The organism is Paenibacillus cymbidii, assembly GCF_004764705.1.
Taxonomy (GTDB): Bacteria; Bacillota; Bacilli; order Paenibacillales; family NBRC-103111; genus Paenibacillus_AN; species Paenibacillus_AN cymbidii.
On sequence record NZ_SHLX01000013.1, the window covers coordinates 1 to 14,992 of the forward strand.

Annotated in this window: 13 protein-coding genes; 6 read left to right on the top strand and 7 right to left on the bottom strand. The window is 60.5% G+C overall.

Translation table 11 applies throughout. The features are described from left to right. Positions 1 to 886: 886 nt before the first annotated feature. Positions 887 to 1,666, bottom strand: a complete 780-nt coding sequence (locus EXY20_RS18385) for a putative protein N(5)-glutamine methyltransferase (RefSeq protein WP_135553570.1) — start codon at positions 1,664 to 1,666, stop codon at positions 887 to 889. Between the two features lie 84 nt (positions 1,667 to 1,750). Beyond that, positions 1,751 to 1,969, bottom strand: coding sequence for a hypothetical protein (locus EXY20_RS39045; protein ID WP_167859347.1), 219 nt, complete (start codon positions 1,967 to 1,969; stop codon positions 1,751 to 1,753). Positions 1,970 to 2,299: 330 nt separating this feature from the next. On the opposite strand from EXY20_RS39045, the gene EXY20_RS39050 reads away from it, so the two are divergent. The 4 genes from EXY20_RS39050 to EXY20_RS18405 all read left to right on the top strand — a co-directional run bounded on the left by EXY20_RS39050 (position 2,300) and on the right by EXY20_RS18405 (position 7,066). Further along, a complete protein-coding gene (locus EXY20_RS39050) occupies positions 2,300 to 2,746 on the top strand; it encodes a GNAT family N-acetyltransferase (protein WP_167859348.1) in 447 nt (148 codons plus the stop codon). A 450-nt stretch (positions 2,747 to 3,196) separates the two neighbouring features. After that, positions 3,197 to 4,591: a sensor histidine kinase gene (locus EXY20_RS18395; protein WP_135553572.1), complete on the top strand. Its 1,395-nt coding sequence runs from the start codon at positions 3,197 to 3,199 to the stop codon at positions 4,589 to 4,591. Positions 4,592 to 4,597: 6 nt separating this feature from the next. Continuing rightward, positions 4,598 to 5,323 carry a response regulator transcription factor gene (locus EXY20_RS18400; RefSeq protein WP_135553573.1) on the top strand — a complete coding sequence of 242 codons (726 nt, stop codon included), beginning with the start codon at positions 4,598 to 4,600 and terminating at the stop codon, positions 5,321 to 5,323. Positions 5,324 to 5,398: 75 nt separating this feature from the next. Beyond that, positions 5,399 to 7,066, top strand: a complete 1,668-nt coding sequence (locus tag EXY20_RS18405; RefSeq protein ID WP_135553574.1) for a DUF2339 domain-containing protein — start codon at positions 5,399 to 5,401, stop codon at positions 7,064 to 7,066. A gap of 66 nt (positions 7,067 to 7,132) precedes the next feature. Here the strand turns inward: EXY20_RS18405 and EXY20_RS18410 are convergent, their stop codons facing one another. After that, positions 7,133 to 9,061: a PAS domain S-box protein gene (locus EXY20_RS18410; protein WP_135553575.1), complete on the bottom strand. Its 1,929-nt coding sequence runs from the start codon at positions 9,059 to 9,061 to the stop codon at positions 7,133 to 7,135. Positions 9,062 to 9,197: 136 nt separating this feature from the next. Next, entirely contained in the window at positions 9,198 to 9,320 is a 123-nt protein-coding gene (locus EXY20_RS40305; RefSeq protein WP_268966418.1) for a hypothetical protein, read from the bottom strand. Here EXY20_RS40305 and EXY20_RS18415 point away from each other — a divergent pair. Beyond that, entirely contained in the window at positions 9,319 to 9,840 is a 522-nt protein-coding gene (locus EXY20_RS18415) for a hypothetical protein (protein WP_135553576.1), read from the top strand. The genes EXY20_RS40305 and EXY20_RS18415 overlap by 2 nt on opposite strands. A 240-nt stretch (positions 9,841 to 10,080) precedes the next feature. On the opposite strand, the gene EXY20_RS18420 is transcribed toward EXY20_RS18415, so the two are convergent. Further along, on the bottom strand, positions 10,081 to 10,710 hold the full coding sequence (locus EXY20_RS18420) for a class I SAM-dependent methyltransferase (protein WP_135553577.1): 630 nt from the start codon (positions 10,708 to 10,710) through the stop codon (positions 10,081 to 10,083). 373 nt (positions 10,711 to 11,083) lie between these two features. Here EXY20_RS18420 and EXY20_RS18425 point away from each other — a divergent pair, with 373 nt between their 5' ends. After that, a complete protein-coding gene (locus EXY20_RS18425; RefSeq protein WP_135553578.1) occupies positions 11,084 to 12,796 on the top strand; it encodes a proline--tRNA ligase in 1,713 nt (570 codons plus the stop codon). Here the strand turns inward: EXY20_RS18425 and EXY20_RS18430 are convergent. Both EXY20_RS18430 and EXY20_RS18435 read right to left on the bottom strand, forming a co-directional pair. After that, positions 12,784 to 13,695 carry a sugar phosphate isomerase/epimerase family protein gene (locus tag EXY20_RS18430; protein WP_135553579.1) on the bottom strand — a complete coding sequence of 304 codons (912 nt, stop codon included), beginning with the start codon at positions 13,693 to 13,695 and terminating at the stop codon, positions 12,784 to 12,786. The genes EXY20_RS18425 and EXY20_RS18430 overlap by 13 nt on opposite strands. 51 nt (positions 13,696 to 13,746) lie before the next feature. Beyond that, the gene (locus EXY20_RS18435; RefSeq protein WP_135553580.1) at positions 13,747 to 14,529 is read right to left on the bottom strand and encodes an SDR family NAD(P)-dependent oxidoreductase; all 783 of its coding nucleotides are present in this window, start codon (positions 14,527 to 14,529) and stop codon (positions 13,747 to 13,749) included. Between the last annotated feature and the right edge of the window lie 463 nt (positions 14,530 to 14,992).

Here is a 14,992-nt window from a genome sequence, read left to right on the forward strand (position 1 = left end):
ATGGTTTGGCGTTTGAACTCCTCATCAAAATGTTGGCGGATATTTCCCATGACACACCTCGACCTTTCGTTTGTTTGTATTGTATCAGGTCGCTGTTACAGTGTGTCTACTTTCTAGTCTAAATTCAGAAACGTCGCTGCAAGGCTGAAATCAGCCTTATTTCGTCTGCCGCTCGCCGAAACGTCGCTGCAAGGCTGAAATCAGCCTTATTTCGTCCGCCGCTCGCCGGAACGTCGCTGCAAGGCTGAAATCAGCCTTATTTCGTCCGCCGCTCGCCGGAACGTCGCTGTAAGGCTGAAATCAGCCTTATTTCGTCCGCCGCTCGCCGGAACGTCGCTGCAAGGCTGAAATCAGCCTTATTTCGTCCGCCGCTCGCCGGAACGTCGCTGCAAGGCTGAAATCAGCCTTATTTCGTCCGCCGCTCGCCGAAACGCTGCTGTAAGGCTGAAATCAGCCTTATTTCGTCCGCCGCTCGCCGGAAACGCTGCCTTAACTTGACAACATCTCTCTCCCCCTCGTTTGGAAAAGGAGGCTATTGGCAAATAGGCCATGTTTTATTGGCTATTGTGCCAAAAAGAACGGCCAGTAAAGAAATAACCAGTGATTTCACTGGTTATTTCGCTGAAATGGACGATTTTGAGGCGGTATGGTTGAAATAGCCAGTGTTTTCGCTGGCTATTTCGGGCGAAAGGTTGGAAATAAGGCAAATAAGCCATTTTTTATGGACTATTTTGTGAGGAAGCTAGTTTTGGGAACGCTGCAGTCGGAGTAAGGGGTAAGGGGGCTATTCCTTCGTCGGATGCCAAAAACAGGTTTCGTGATATCCGTTTCCCTGTTGCATGGCAGCCCATGCGCAGCGCGCGGGGGCGCACAGCGAGCGCCACGCTTAGCCGTGCGCCGGTTTCGTGCCGATCACGACCGTGGCGTCGAGCTCGTCGCAGCTGGCGATCTGCACGTCCAACCCGGCGTGCGCAAAAATGTCCGCCGCCGCGGACGCTTGCCGCTCGCCGGCTTCCGCCAGCAGGCAGCCGCCCGGCGCCAGCCAGACCGGCGCTTCCGCCGCCGCCCGGCGCTGGACTTCGAGCCCGTCGTCGCCGCCGTCGAGCGCCGCGAGCGGCTCGTGCAGCCGCGCCTCCGGCGGCATCAGGCCGATCGCCGCAGTCGGCACATAGGGGAAATTGGCTACCAGCACGTCGATGCGGCCCCGCAGCGCTCGCGGCAGCGGAGCGAACAGGTCGCCTTCGTATACGCGGCCGTTGAAGGCCGCCACATTGCGCCTTGCGCAGCGCACCGCGGCCGGATCGATGTCCGCGGCATGCAGCTCGACCGGCACGGGAGCCGTCGCGGCAAGTGCAGCTCCGACAGCGCCGGAGCCGCAGCACAGATCGAGCACGACCGCGCCCGGGCGGACGAGCTCCGCCGCCTGGCGAACCAAAAATTCCGTGCGGCGGCGCGGCACGAACACTCCCGGATCAACGACGATTCGTTGCCCGCAAAATGCCGCCCAACCTACGACATGCTCCAGCGGCACACCTTCGCAGCGCCGTTCGACCATGGCCGCGAGTGCGTCCGGCGTCTGCGCCTCCCCAATCAGCAGCCGCGCCTCCTCTTCGGCGAACACGCAGCCGGCCGCGCGCAATCGGGTAACGATATCCTTTTCGTTCATCACTGTTCTCGCTTCCTATTTCCGATTCCGTTGATAGCTACCATTGTAGCCCCCGCCGTCGTTTCCTGCCTAGCGACGAAATCGTTATAACAATAGTTGCGGCACAGTGCGCGATGAGACGGCGCTGCCTCGAACGGTAATCTCCGTTGACGGTGAAGCAGTATAAAGATTGCAGCCCTCTTGAGCAAAACAAAGAAAACGCAATCTGATTAGTGCGTGCACCTTCTTGGCGCAGCCGACCGCTGCAATGTTGTTGCGAGCATCCCGCGGCGCGTTTAGCGCATGTTTCATGCGCTGCAGCATCCGCTTGAGCTTCCCGCGGCGTGTTTAGCGCATGTTTCATGCGCTGCGGCATCCGCTGGAGCTTCCCGCGGCGCGTTTAGCGCATGTTTCATGCGCTGCCTTCTTCTTTCCACCCCAAAACTTATTAACATGAAAAAAAAGACCGGCACGAAGCGGCCTCCGACCAACGAAGGGACATCATCGTTTCACCTTCTATCGACGTGCTGGGTATCGCTCACTTCAAGGCCGCCAGCAAATTTCCAGCAGCAGCTCCGCCAGCGGCCAAGGTCGGCAGGATTCCCCGTTCCCGCCCCAGAATATAGAAATACAGTAACGCAGAGGAGGAACAACATGCACCTTCGCATGCTCGGCCCGGACGACATAGAGAAATGCGTCGCCTTGTACATCGACGTGTTCAACCGGCCGCCGTGGAACAACGAATGGACACCCGAAACGGCGCGGCGCCTGGTTCATGACCTGTGGCATACGCCGGGCTTCCGGGGATATGCGGCGATCGACGAAACGCAGGACGACTCGCCAGTCGCTGCGGTACTGGGCAAAGAAAAGCAATGGTGGAAAGGCACGGAGTTCTGGATCGAGGAGTTTTTCGTGCGGCCGGACAGTCAGGGGCAAGGAATCGGTTCGCGTTTGCTTGCTTTCGTTTGCGCCGACCTGCGCGACCGGGGGATCGATCAAGCCGTTCTGCTGACCGACAAGTCCGCTCCGGCGTTTGCGTTTTACACGGACCGAGGCTTCCGGGAACACGCAACGCTCCGGCTGCTGCATACAACATTATAACCGCACATCAGCGCCCGCTTTTCGGCCGGCCCAACAAGGAAAATCGCCGCCATGCGCCGAACTTATAAGAAGAACTATAAGAAAAGCTTCTATCGAAGCACTTCGAAGAAGTTGGCCCGGCTTTAGCGGTAACTTTTCATGCCGAATCAGGAAGTTCCGCTCCGAAGCTTATCCTTTCTGATTCTGTAAGAAAAGCTTCTATCGAAGCACTTCGAAGAAGTTGGCCCGGCTTTAGCGGTAACTTTTCATGCCGAATCAGGAAGTTCCGCTCCGAAGCTTATCCTTTCTGATTCTGTAAGAAAAGCTTCTATCGAAGCACTTCGAAGAAGTTGGCCCGGCTTTAGCGGTAACTTTTCATGCCGAATCAGGAAGTTCCGCTCCGAAGCTTATCCTTTCTGATTCTGTAAAAACCAAATCTGAATTTCACGAAGCAACGAAAGGAGCCGGCGCATGCTGTTCGTCTGGATCGCCTTGTGGGCGGTCGGGTTGTTTCTGCTGGCGAACGACCCGCGTTCGGCGTCGATCCGCTGGCTGGCGCTGCTCGCCGCAAGCGGCGGGGCCGGAGCGCTCGCGGTTACGCTCGACGAGCGGTTCATCCCGTGGATCGCCGGCAAGCCCGCATACGCCGGCTGGGAACCGGCGCTGTACCGCCTGCAGGCGACTTCGTCGCTCGTCTCCTACTACGGCGTCCCCTACGCGTTCGCCATGTACGCCCTGGCGTTCCGCCCGATTGCCGCCATCCCGGCCGTTTGGCGCCGATGGCTGCCCGCGCTGCTGCTCGTCCCCGTCGCCTTGTTCCTGCTGGCGACGCCTCCCTATAACGAGACGTACCCGATCACGTACCGTGTCGTAGTCTGGTGGGCCGTTCCGCTCATGCTGGCGGGCGCGGCCAACATGCTCGTCCAGCGCCCGCGGCACCCGTCCCATTGGGCCGCCTACTCGGTCGCGTGCCTGGCCGTGCTCGTCCCGGCGATGATGGCGATGGTGCTGAGCTACGTGCTGCCGAGCCTCGGCTTCCTGCGAACGTGGGTGTACAACACATGGTTCGTCGGCGCGGGAGTTGCCCTGTTCGTCACCGGGTTGTTCACATATGGCTTCATGGGCATGCGGCTGCTGATCGAAAGCCGGCGGCTGGACACCGCGTTCCGGGCCGTCACGAGCGGAACGGCGCTGCTGAACCACGCAATGAAGAACGATGCCGCCAAAATGCGCCTGTTCGGCCAGCGCATCCGCGAAAACGCCGAAGCAAGCGGCGACAAGGCGCTGTTGGCGGATATCGACGTGGTGCTGACGGCGGCGGCGCACATGCAGGAGATGATCGCCCGAGTCCATCGCAAAACCGAAGAGCTGACGCTGCAGCCGGCCGCCACCGATATGGAACGGCTGATTCGCGGCGTGCTGGACGGTCTCGCTCCGCGGCTGCAAGGCATCACGCTGCGCGTGTCGCTGGCGGCGGGCTGGCGATGCACGCTCGATCCGGCGCAGACGGCGGAAGCGCTCGGCAACATCGTCGCCAATGCGGCCGAAGCGATGCGCGGGCAAGGCGAGCTGACGGTCGAATGGACCGCCGGCAAAAAGGAGCTGCTGCTCGAAATCGGCGACAACGGTCCGGGCATGGATGCGGCCCAGCTGCGAAGGGCGATGGATCCGTTCTACACGACGAAGGCCGGCGGCGGCGCAAACTTCGGCCTTGGCCTGCCGTACGCGTTCCAGGTCATGCGCAAGCACGGCGGCTCGCTGCATTTGCGCAGCAAGCCGGGCTCCGGCACCCGCGTGACGCTGGTTTTTCCGAAGCGCAGCATACGCGCGGAGCTTGGCGCCGCCAAACCGATCACGGAGGGATAACCCGTAGTGGATGTTTTCGATAAGGGGAAGCCGATTGTCGTATGGATAGTGGAAGACGACGCGGACTGGCTGCGCGGGCTGTCGGGCTACTTGGGCAAGCAGCCCGATCTGGCGCTGGCGTTCGCTTCCGGCGATCCGGCGGAGGTGCGCAGGAAGCTGCAGGAGCCGAACGCGGCGGCCGACGTCGTGCTGATGGACATCATGCTGCACGGCGCGCCGGAAGGCATCGCCCTGGCCGAAGAAACGATCGCCGCCATCGGCGCGAAGGTCGTCATGCTCACGTCGATGGAGGAGCGGGAGCTGATTTTCCGCTCGTTCCAGGCCGGGGCGCTCGACTACCGAATCAAAGCCGATTTCGAATCGCTGCCGGATGCCGTCCGGCAAGCCGCGGCGAAGGCGTCGCCGATCAGCCCCGCGGCGGCCGAACGCATGCGCGAGGAGTTCCGGCGGCTGAAGAAGCTGGAGCGCGAGTTCGAGGTCAGCCGCATGCGCGACAAAATAACGCCGTCCGAGCTGCACCTGCTGGACATGATCGACCAAGGCTACTCGCAGTCGCAAATCGCCGACAAGCGGTTCGTGTCGATCCGCACGATCAAGAACCAGATCAACTATTTGCTGAAGAAGCTGCAATTGACCTCCTCCAAAGACGCCGCCCGCCAGGCGAAGGAATACGGCCTGCTGGAGCGGACCGACGTAAAGGAGGCGCGGGACGACGACCCTGGTACCATGTAAAGATGGTACTATTTTTTTTGCGCCAATTTTCTACAATAAGGGCAAGAAGAACCCCCATAGTAGGAGGAAACCGCTATGCTGCTGCCTTTATTGAAGAAGCAATGGACATCGCTGCTCGGCGTGCTGCTCGTGTTGACCGCATTCATTACGCTGTTCCGCTATTCGCTCGACCGCGACTGGATTACCGATCCGATGAAGATCGGAGCCGGCCTCTTGCTTGGCATCGGGCTCGCCATCGCCGGCATCGCCGTCGCCAAAAGGCAAACCGGCGACCTTGCCGCCTCATCCGCCGCCGCGCCGTCCGCTTCGGGCCAGACGCTCCGCGCAGCCGGCGACATCGTCATCGGACTCGGCGCCTGCATCCTGTACGCCACGATTTCGTTTGCCGGCATCTACTTCGACCTGTGGTCGCCCATGACCGTCCTGCTAGGCATGACCGCCGTGACGGTGCTGCTGTCCTACTACGCATTCCGCGACAACTCGCGGCTCGTCATGAACGTCGCTCTCGTCGGCGGCCTGCTGTCGCCGCTGTTCATGCAGCCGGAAACGGACCAGGTGTTCACCTTGTTCCTCTACCTGCTTGTCGTCAACGTCGCCTTCTTCCTGCTCAGCATCGCCAAAGGCTGGGAGGAGCTGCGCAGCGCCGCTTTTATCGGCACCTGGCTGATCTATGCGGTGTACTTCGTCCACTTCTCGCCAGAGACGGAAGGCGTCTGGACGATGCCGGTTCGTTACGCAACGGCCGCGTTCGTCTTCTACCTGATCGGCTTCCTGCTCGCTTCCTGGCGCAACGGCCGCCGGTTCGACGGCTGGAACCTGTATCTCAGCGCAACCAACGTCGTGCTGTTCGGCTGCTGGTCTTCCTATTTGCTAAATGGCGATTTGCCGCTTGAGGCGCTGCTTTCGTTCATCGGCCTTGTCTGCATCCTGACGGGCTTCGTCGTATACCGGCTCGCTCCGGGAGCCGTCGCCTTCCTCTTCAGCCACGGGGCCGGCGGGGCGCTGCTGCTGCTCATTGCGGCGTCGCAGCTCGGCGACGGCCTGGAGACGAAGCCGCTCGTCAGCGCGCTGGTCTGGGGCGCAATCGCTGCCCTGCTGGCAGCCGCAGGCCGGAGCAAACGCTGGAAAATCGCCGAATTCGCGGCGATCGCCGTCTGGGCCGCCGTCGGCGTCTACTGGTACGTGGTCACGTGGGAAACGCCGCGCGGCGAATGGTTCGGCACGTACATCCCGTTCCTGAACTGGGGAGCGGTCTCGTGGATGCTGCTGGCCGCGCTCGGCTTCTACTTTTCGCTGCACCGGACGACGCACGACCGCAACGCTTCGAACGACAGGCTGTGGACCAACCTGTTCGCGCTGTTCGCTCACCTGATCGTGGGCGGTCTGCTGACCGTACAAATCCAGTCCGCCTTCGAGGAATACGGCGGCGACGGGTCGGGCACGCTGCTCTCGCTGACGCTGTCCTGCGTATGGGGGCTTTACGCGCTGACGCTGTTCCTCTGGGGATCGTATTACAAGCAAAAGCTGTTCGTCATTTTCGGTTCGGTCGTGCTCGTTATCGTCGCCTGCAAGGCGATCCTGTTCGATCTTTACGGAGAACAAACAATCTACAAAGCGGCGATGCTGCTCGTGCTCGGTTTGCTGTCGTTTGCGATCAGCTGGGTGCGCGGCAAGTGGACGCCGCCCGCTCCCATCGAACCGGCGCCCGAAGGAGAAGAAGCGCAAGACGGAATCGAGCCGTAACGCCCCGCACGAACGCAAACAACCTTCCCGTCGCAGCGTCCCTGCGTTGGAAGGTTGTTTTTCCGTTCACTCTTGCTGCACGGCCAGGCAAGCCTGGACGGTGGAGGCGACTTCCTCCAGTTGGATCGGTTTGCTGATGTAGGCGTCCATGCCGGAGGTCAAATACTTCTCGCGGTCTCCCTTGACCGCATGCGCCGTGACGGCCACGATAAACGGCTGCTTCCGGTGCTGCGACGTTTCCCTGATCAGCCGCGTCGCCTGCACGCCGTCAAGCAGCGGCATCTGCACATCCATAAAAATGATGTCGTACGGATGCCGCTTCGCCGCCTCGACGGTTTCTTCTCCGTTGGCGACGATCGTCGCGTTGTAGCCGAGCTTCTGGATCATCCGCTTCAGCACGATCTGGTTCACTTCATTGTCTTCGGCGATGAGCACCCGCAAGGAACCGCCGCCGCTCCCCTGCTCCTGCCCCGACGCCAATTCCTGCTGCGCCAGCGCCGCCCCGTCGTCCTGGTTCTGCACCCGGATCGCGAAGCGGAACGTGGAGCCCGGCTGTCCGGCGTTCGTTTCGTATTCGATCTCCCCGTGCATCAGATGGATCAGCTTCTTGCAAATGGCCAGCCCGAGGCCGGTGCCTTCCGCCTTGCGCGTCATGAAATGGTCCACCTGGTAGAACGGCTCGAACAGATGCGCGACCTTGTCCGGCGGCACGCCGATACCCGTATCCTTGACGGCAAACCGCAGGCAAGTCGTCCTCCCGTCCAACGCTTCGCCCTGCACGGAGATGGCCACGGCGCCGTTCGGCGTAAACTTGATCGCGTTGCTCAGCAAGTTCATCAATACTTGCCGCAGCTTCATCACGTCCCCAAGCACGATGTTGGGCACGCTCGGCATAAACGAGGCCGTTACTTCGAGGTTTTTCTCCAGCGCTTTGGGCAGCATGACGTTCAGCGTATCCGACACGACCGCCCGCACATTGTAAGGCTCCTCGACCAGATCGGCCTTGCCGGATTCGATTTTGGAAAAATCGAGAATGTCGTTGATGATCGCCAGCAGCGTGGCACCGCTCTTCTGAATAATCTGCACATAACTCAGCTGCTCCGGATCGAGCTCCGTCTCCAGCAGCAAGTCCGTCATGCCGATGACGCCGTTCATAGGGGTGCGGATTTCATGGCTCATCATCGCCAGAAAATCGCTTTTGGCCCGATTCGTTTTTTCGGCTGCCTCTTTTTCGATGATGAGCCGTTTCTGCTCCGTCATATCTTTCGCAATAATATAGAAGCCCACCGTCAGGTTGTGAATGACGATCGGCGCCAGCGTCGCCAGCACCTCGACCGTATGGCCGTCCTTGTGCCGGAAGTCTTCGATTTCTTTTTCCGCGGCGGCATATTCGTTCGTCGCCGTCAGCACCGCCTGCAAATTCCGTTCCCCGATCAAGCCCGCAATGCTGGTGCCGATCAACTCCTGAATCCGAAAGCCGGTCAACTGCTCCGCCATCCGGTTGCCGTTAATAATCCGGCCGTCCAAGCCGAACGAAATAATCGCATCGTGGTTGTACTTCTTGAGCGAGGTGTACCGTTCGATGCTTTCCTGCAGCTTCTGCTCGGCTACTTTACTATTGGTGATGTTAACGATTTGCATAATAAAATAAAGCGGCTTCCCGCTCGTTTCGTCACGCACCAGCGACAGATGCAGCGATGCCCAGATCGGTTGGCCTGCGGTGGGCTCGTATTGCCGCTCGACCTCGAAGGCGGGAATGTCGCCGTCATACAATTTTTGCAGCAGGTCGCCGTCCGCCGACGCCAGATCGCCCAGGATGAACGTCTCTGCCTTGAGCTGCATGAACTGCTCTTGCGTATAGCCGAAAATCGTACAGGCTGCCGGGTTGACGCCAATCCACTTGCCGTCGACCGTAACGAGCGCGATGCCGATCGGCGCATTCCGGAAGACGTGCTCGAATAATGTCTGATGACCGATCGCATGCCAATCTTGCATGTTCACACCTCTGGTTCTGCGCATATGGATCTATTTACGTCCAAACGGGCGAGTTTGAAACGCGCCTCATGAAAATCATATCGGACGCGCACGGAAAAAGGAAGCGGATATGCCCGCTTCCTTCGTTCGGATCCTTTTACCAGAACACTTCGATGTTGCCGGTGACGCCTTCGATGCGAAAACCGCGCCCGTCGAACACCGGCCGCCATGTCCGGCCGCCGCCAAGCTCCCGCACTTGCAAAGGGGATATGCTCTGCATGCCGGCCGGCATCGAGCGGGAAGCGTGGAACGCGCCGAGGGAGACGCACGAAATGTACGTCGCGCATTTCCATTACGCGGGAGACGGGGAAGGCGTGCGGCTGCTTGGCGCGGAGCGCGCTTGCGCGGCTCGCCCGCCGAGCGGCGATTACGTGCGCAACCGTTTCGCGGCGCTGACGCAATATTGGCTGCGGCAGTCGGCCGGCCGGCCCGCGCTGTGCCATGCCGCACTGCTGGAGCTGCTCGCGCTGCTCGGCGAGGCGGCCGAAGCGGACAGCCTGCAGGGCGTCACTTCCAGCCTCGTCTACCGGCTTGCGAACAGTCTTACTTCAACAAGGTGTTCCGCAACATTACCGGCAGCGCGCCGTCGGCTTACGTGCGCCACCAGGTGGTCCGGCAGCTGCCGCTTGTCGCCGGGGGCGCAGCGGAGCATCCGCTTGCCCACTCGCGGACGGAAACGCGCGGCGATTGAACCGATTGATTGCGGCGGTTGGCGCGGGATGCCGGGTTCGAAACGCTGACTGTCGGGGACTTCCGCGCCTCCCGCGCCTCCCGCCAAAATAGCCCATGAAAAATGGCTTATTCGCCTGTTTTTCACCCATTCATGAAAAATAACCAGTGAAATCACTGGCTATTCGGACCCCATCGCCCCAAAATCGAACGTTTCGCCGAAATAGCCAGCGAAATCACTGGCTATTTCGCGGCGACTGCCCATTCGGAGCGAAATAGGCCCGAAAAGATGGCTTATTTCGCCAAGCTTCTTACGATGTTCGCGCTTCGGCCGTTTTGCGCAGCAGCAGCGCCTGAAAATGCGGCTGCCCTTCGCCCATGCCCACCGTATGGAAATCCTCGACGCGAAACCGGCGCGACGCGATGCCGATCAGTTCGTCGTCCGCGAACATGGTAAAGTACCGTTTCGGTTCGTAGCTGTCCTGCTCCCAGATGCCTTCCGAGCGTTTCCCGCCGTACACGCCGTAAAAGAACAGGCCGCCCGGCCGCAGCACGCGGCTCACTTCCAGCAGCACGCCGTCCAGTTTGGCGGAAGGGACGTGCAGCAGGCAGTTCATCGCATGAACCGCGTCGAAGCTTTCGTCCGCAAACGTCATCCGCCCGAAGTCCATCCGGTGCGCTTCCAATCCTTTGGCCCGGCACAGCCGTACCATTTCATCCGACAAATCGACGCACGCGACCTGCAGCCCCTTTTGCCGAAAAAAGAGACTGTCCCGCCCCGTGCCGGCGCCGATCTCGAGCAGCGACGTCCCTCCTTCCTCCATGATGCGGCTGACGAACCGTTCCCTTTCTTCGACTTTCCAGTCGGCGATGCCCGATTGATCCCTTTGTTCGGCATGGTTGTTGTAGGCTTGCCGCAATCCCGCCGTTTCGTCCGCCATTTCCGTTCTCTCCTTCGCTTTGCTTGCTTCGATCAATAGAATCATTCTAGCATACTTGACGACCCGCCCGTTATCGGCTACATTGGAACAAATTGCGATGACCAAGAACCAAAACTTCCGCATCGGCGGCACAGAGAAGAAACCCCCGGCTGAAAGGTTTCCCGCGCGAACGGAAGCTTCCCGCCTTGCGAGCTGCAGCGGCGTCACACCGCTGCCGGCGTCGGCCGTTATGCGAACCGAGGATCGCCATGCCCTTGCTTTTTGCATGGACGGTCAAATCAGGGTGGTACCGCGACACATTCGTCCCTGGCGAATGTGTCGTTTTGTTTTTTATTCGAGCGGTAACGCGATAAAGGAGAAGGAGGACATTGCGATGAGACAACGAACATTGCTCGCAACTACGCTGCGGGAGGCTCCGGCAGAGGCGGAAACCGCCAGCCATCGGCTGCTGCTGCGAGCGGGCTATATCCGGCAATTGGCGGCGGGCGTGTACACGTTTCTGCCGCTCGGCTTGCGCGCGCTGCGCAAGGTGGAGCGAATCGTCAGGGAGGAGATGGAACGGGCGGGCGCCCAGGAAATGCTGATGCCGGCGCTGCAGCCGGCGGAGCTGCTGCGGGCGTCGGGGCGCTACGGCTTGTACGGGCCGGACTTGTTCCGGCTGCAGGACCGCCAGGAGCGGGAGTTTGCGCTCGGTCCGACGCACGAGGAGGTCGTCACAGGAGTGGTGCAAGGCGAAATTCGTTCTTACCGCAAGCTGCCGGCGATCGTGTTCCAGGTGCAAAGCAAATTCCGCGACGAGCGCCGGCCGCGCTCCGGTTTGCTGCGCACCCGGGAGTTTGTGATGAAGGATGCCTACTCTTTTGACGCCGATTGGGATGGATTGGACCGGTCATACCAGACTATGTACGAGGCATACCACCGCATCTTCAGCCGCTGCGGGCTGAACTATCGCGCCGTGGAGGCGGACAGCGGGACGATCGGCGGCGAAGGAGGCACGCATGAGTTTATGGCGTTGGCCGATATCGGCGAAGATACGATTGTGGCATGTCCGCACTGCGATTACGCCGCCAACATGGAGCAGGCCGAAACCGCCGCGCCGGATGCGCCGGTTTCTTCCGCTGACGGTGCCGGCGTACCCGAGCCGGTGAAATTCCATACGCCGGGCATTCGTACGATCGACGAGTTGGAGCGGCAGCTCGGAATCGTGCCGCGCGAGCTTATAAAGACGCTGCTTTACGTAGCCGACGGCAAGCCGGTTGCCGTTCTGCTGCGCGGCGATCATACGGGCAACGAGGTCAAAATCAAACGCTATCTCGGCGCGGAGCAATTGGAATTGGCGGATGAAGCGACAGTGCGGGCGGCAACCGGCGCCCCTGTCGGTTATGCCGGGCCGATCGGGCTGCAGGTTCCGCTGCTTGTCGACCGGGCGGCGGCGGTTATGCCGGAAGCTGTTGTCGGCGCAGGGGAAGCCGATCATCATATTCGCCATGCGCGTCCCGGGAGGGATTTTGCGCTGGCGATGACCGGGGACTTCCGCTGTGCGGCGGAAGGAGACTGTTGTCCGCGCTGCAAGGATGGCGTTTTGCGGTTGCTGCGGGGAATTGAAGTCGGACACGTCTTTAAGCTCGGCACCCGGTACAGCGGGACCATCGGCGCCGCTTTCCTCGACCGGGAAGGCAAGGAGCGGACGGTGATCATGGGCTGCTATGGCATCGGCATTTCGCGGCTGCTGGCCGCCATCGCGGAGCAGCATCATGACGAGGCCGGCTTGAAGTGGCCGGCGGCGGTCGCCCCTTTCGGCGCGCACGTCATTCCCGTCTCCGCGAAGGACGGGACGCAACTGGCGGCAGCCGAGTCGATCTACCGGCGGCTCGCCGAGCTCGGCGTCGACGCCCTGCTGGACGACCGGGACGAGCGCCCCGGCGTCAAATTCAAGGATGCCGATCTGCTCGGCATCCCTGTGCGAATCGTCGTCGGCAAACACGCGGAGCGCGGCGAAGTGGAAGTGGTCGACCGCGCAAGCGGCACGCTGCGGCTGATGAGCATCGAAGCCGCCTGCACGCGGGCGTTGGCTTATTGCAAATAGGCGGCCAGCTTGCCGCGCAGAAACTCGACCGATTCCTTCATTTCGCCAAGACCGTTCACCCCGTCTTCGATCGAAATCCAGTTGCGGAACGACACCGACTGCAGCTCGGCAAAAATACGGTCGTAATCGTTCAGCCCTTTGCCGATGACACCGTGCGCAAGCGCGGCGGAGTAGCCCTGCAGCGAATAGTGGCGCAAGTCGTCCAGCGTGTAGCCTTCCCGCAGGTAGCGGTCGCTGGCGTGCATCGTGACGATGCGGTGTTTGACTTGCGCCAGCAGCTCAAGCGGATCCTCGCCGGCAAAAATCGCGTTCGACGGATCGTAGTTGACCCCGAACCAGGGCGAATCGATCTGTTCGATGATCGCCAGGTACAGGTCGTGCGGCTGGGCGAACTCGGGGTAATGCCAGAAGCCGTCTTTGTAGTGATTTTCCATGACGAGGTGAACGCCCCGGCTCTCCGCGTAAGGCAGCAGCTGCTTGATGCCTTCGACCGTCCAGCGAATGCCGTCCTCCCGCGCCAAGCCGGGACGGTTCTGCCCCGACAGCACACGGCAGCTGCGAAAATCCTCCGGCCCGAGCTTGGCCATTACGTCGATCATGAGCTTGATTTTATCGGCTTCGATTTGGCGATAGGAGGCGTCGGGATGCGTAAAATCCGGCGACGAGCACATCATCGGAATGGCCAGTCCGGCTTCGTCGGCCGCTTGTTTCACTTTCTGCAAATAGGCGTCGCCCGTCTCTTTCAGAAACGTCGGGTACAGTTCGAGCCCGTCGGCGCCCAGCGTGGAGGCCATGTCGATCCATTCCAGCAGCGTGATGCGGCCGTCCGTGATTTCTTCCATATAGCCTTTGGGGAAAACGGCGATTCTCGCCTGTTTGGCGCTTGCGGTTGCGGTCATGCTGTCGGCTCCTTCCTTGTTGCTATTAATGGAATGAATGCGGGAAGACGGTTAGCGGCAAATAATCGTTTCGCCGGTCAAATAGTCCGAGCCGGAGCCGGCAAGGAACATCACGATTTTTGCCATGTCGTCCGGTTCGGCGATTTTCTGCAGCCGCGACAGCCCTTCCTGGCCGGTTACCGTGCGTGTCGCCAGGAAACGTCCCGTGTAAGTAGCCGCCGGCGCGATGCAATTGACGTTGACGCCGTGCGGACGCAGCTCCTCGGACAAGCAGAGCGTATAGTGCGAGATGCCGGCTTTGGCCGAGGCGTAGATGATGCCGACGCTTGTCGGCACATGGCCGGCGCCGGAGCCGACGTTGATGATTTTGCCGGTTTGTCTTTCCCGCATGTGCGCCCCGGCGAACTTGCCCATGTACATGACGGACAGCAGGTTGCGTTCGAGCACCGCCTTGATGTCGTCGACGTGGATGTCGATCGCGTCGTTAGGGTCCGGCCGCGGCGTCCGCGCGCCAATGTCGCCGCCGGCGTTGTTGACGACGATATCGACCGCGCCAAAGGCGTCGACCGCCGCCGCGAAGAAGGCTTCGACCTGCGCCGCATCGGTCAGATCGGCGGTCAGAAACGCCGAGCGCCGGCCAAGGGCGCGGATTTCATCGGCGACGGCTTCGCCCGATACGGCTTCGCCGAACTCCGCCGCCGCGCTGCGGTTGATGTCGTGAATGATGACATCGGCCCCCGCGCGGGCCAGATGCAGCGCGTAATGCCGGCCCAGCCCGCGGCTGGAGCCGGTAACCAATGCAATTTTGCCGGACAAATCGATCGTTTGCGTCATTTCGTGAACACCTCTTCATTTAGTATGGGAATGATGGGGATGATGGGGCTGCTTGGTACTGGCGGGCAGCTTGCTCGGCAATCCCCCAGTGAAACGTTTCATTTAACGTGCTAACAAAAATCGCCTTCCGGTTGGAGTGCCTTTGGACATCCGGCCGTACCGCCGTAATAAGCTCCCCTCGCACCAACAACCTCGCAGCAGGACCGCACTTAAAACTAGCCAAAACACGCTCTACTCTGCATCCTTACTGCAATAGTGCATATAAACTAGCCAAACACACTACTCTACGCCCTTTCTGCAAAAATACCCTTAAAACCGGCACAAACATCCCATTTTACACCCTTAACTGCATAAGTGCGCTTAAAGGAACGGGAAATACCATTAATTGGTGCAGTCCAGAAAAGTATAAGGCCTTTTTGCACTTAACGGTTGGAAGTTGCCGCTTCCGCCTTCATTTAAGTCT

What these genes read in the sequence shown, in the direction of transcription:
- EXY20_RS18385 (WP_135553570.1), bottom strand. Translation starts at nt 1,666, where the DNA reads ATGAACGAAAAGGATATCGTTACCCGATTGCGCGCGGCCGGCTGCGTG.
- EXY20_RS39045 (WP_167859347.1), bottom strand. Translation starts at nt 1,969, where the DNA reads ATGCTGCAGCGCATGAAACATGCGCTAAACGCGCCGCGGGATGCTCGC.
- EXY20_RS39050 (WP_167859348.1), top strand. Translation starts at nt 2,300, where the DNA reads ATGCACCTTCGCATGCTCGGCCCGGACGACATAGAGAAATGCGTCGCC.
- EXY20_RS18395 (WP_135553572.1), top strand. Translation starts at nt 3,197, where the DNA reads ATGCTGTTCGTCTGGATCGCCTTGTGGGCGGTCGGGTTGTTTCTGCTG.
- EXY20_RS18405 (WP_135553574.1), top strand. Translation starts at nt 5,399, where the DNA reads ATGCTGCTGCCTTTATTGAAGAAGCAATGGACATCGCTGCTCGGCGTG.
- EXY20_RS18410 (WP_135553575.1), bottom strand. Translation starts at nt 9,061, where the DNA reads ATGCAAGATTGGCATGCGATCGGTCATCAGACATTATTCGAGCACGTC.
- EXY20_RS18415 (WP_135553576.1), top strand. Translation starts at nt 9,319, where the DNA reads ATGCCGGCCGGCATCGAGCGGGAAGCGTGGAACGCGCCGAGGGAGACG.
- EXY20_RS40305 (WP_268966418.1), bottom strand. Translation starts at nt 9,320, where the DNA reads ATGCAGAGCATATCCCCTTTGCAAGTGCGGGAGCTTGGCGGCGGCCGG.
- EXY20_RS18420 (WP_135553577.1), bottom strand. Translation starts at nt 10,710, where the DNA reads ATGGCGGACGAAACGGCGGGATTGCGGCAAGCCTACAACAACCATGCC.
- EXY20_RS18425 (WP_135553578.1), top strand. Translation starts at nt 11,084, where the DNA reads ATGAGACAACGAACATTGCTCGCAACTACGCTGCGGGAGGCTCCGGCA.
- EXY20_RS18430 (WP_135553579.1), bottom strand. Translation starts at nt 13,695, where the DNA reads ATGACCGCAACCGCAAGCGCCAAACAGGCGAGAATCGCCGTTTTCCCC.
- EXY20_RS18435 (WP_135553580.1), bottom strand. Translation starts at nt 14,529, where the DNA reads ATGACGCAAACGATCGATTTGTCCGGCAAAATTGCATTGGTTACCGGC.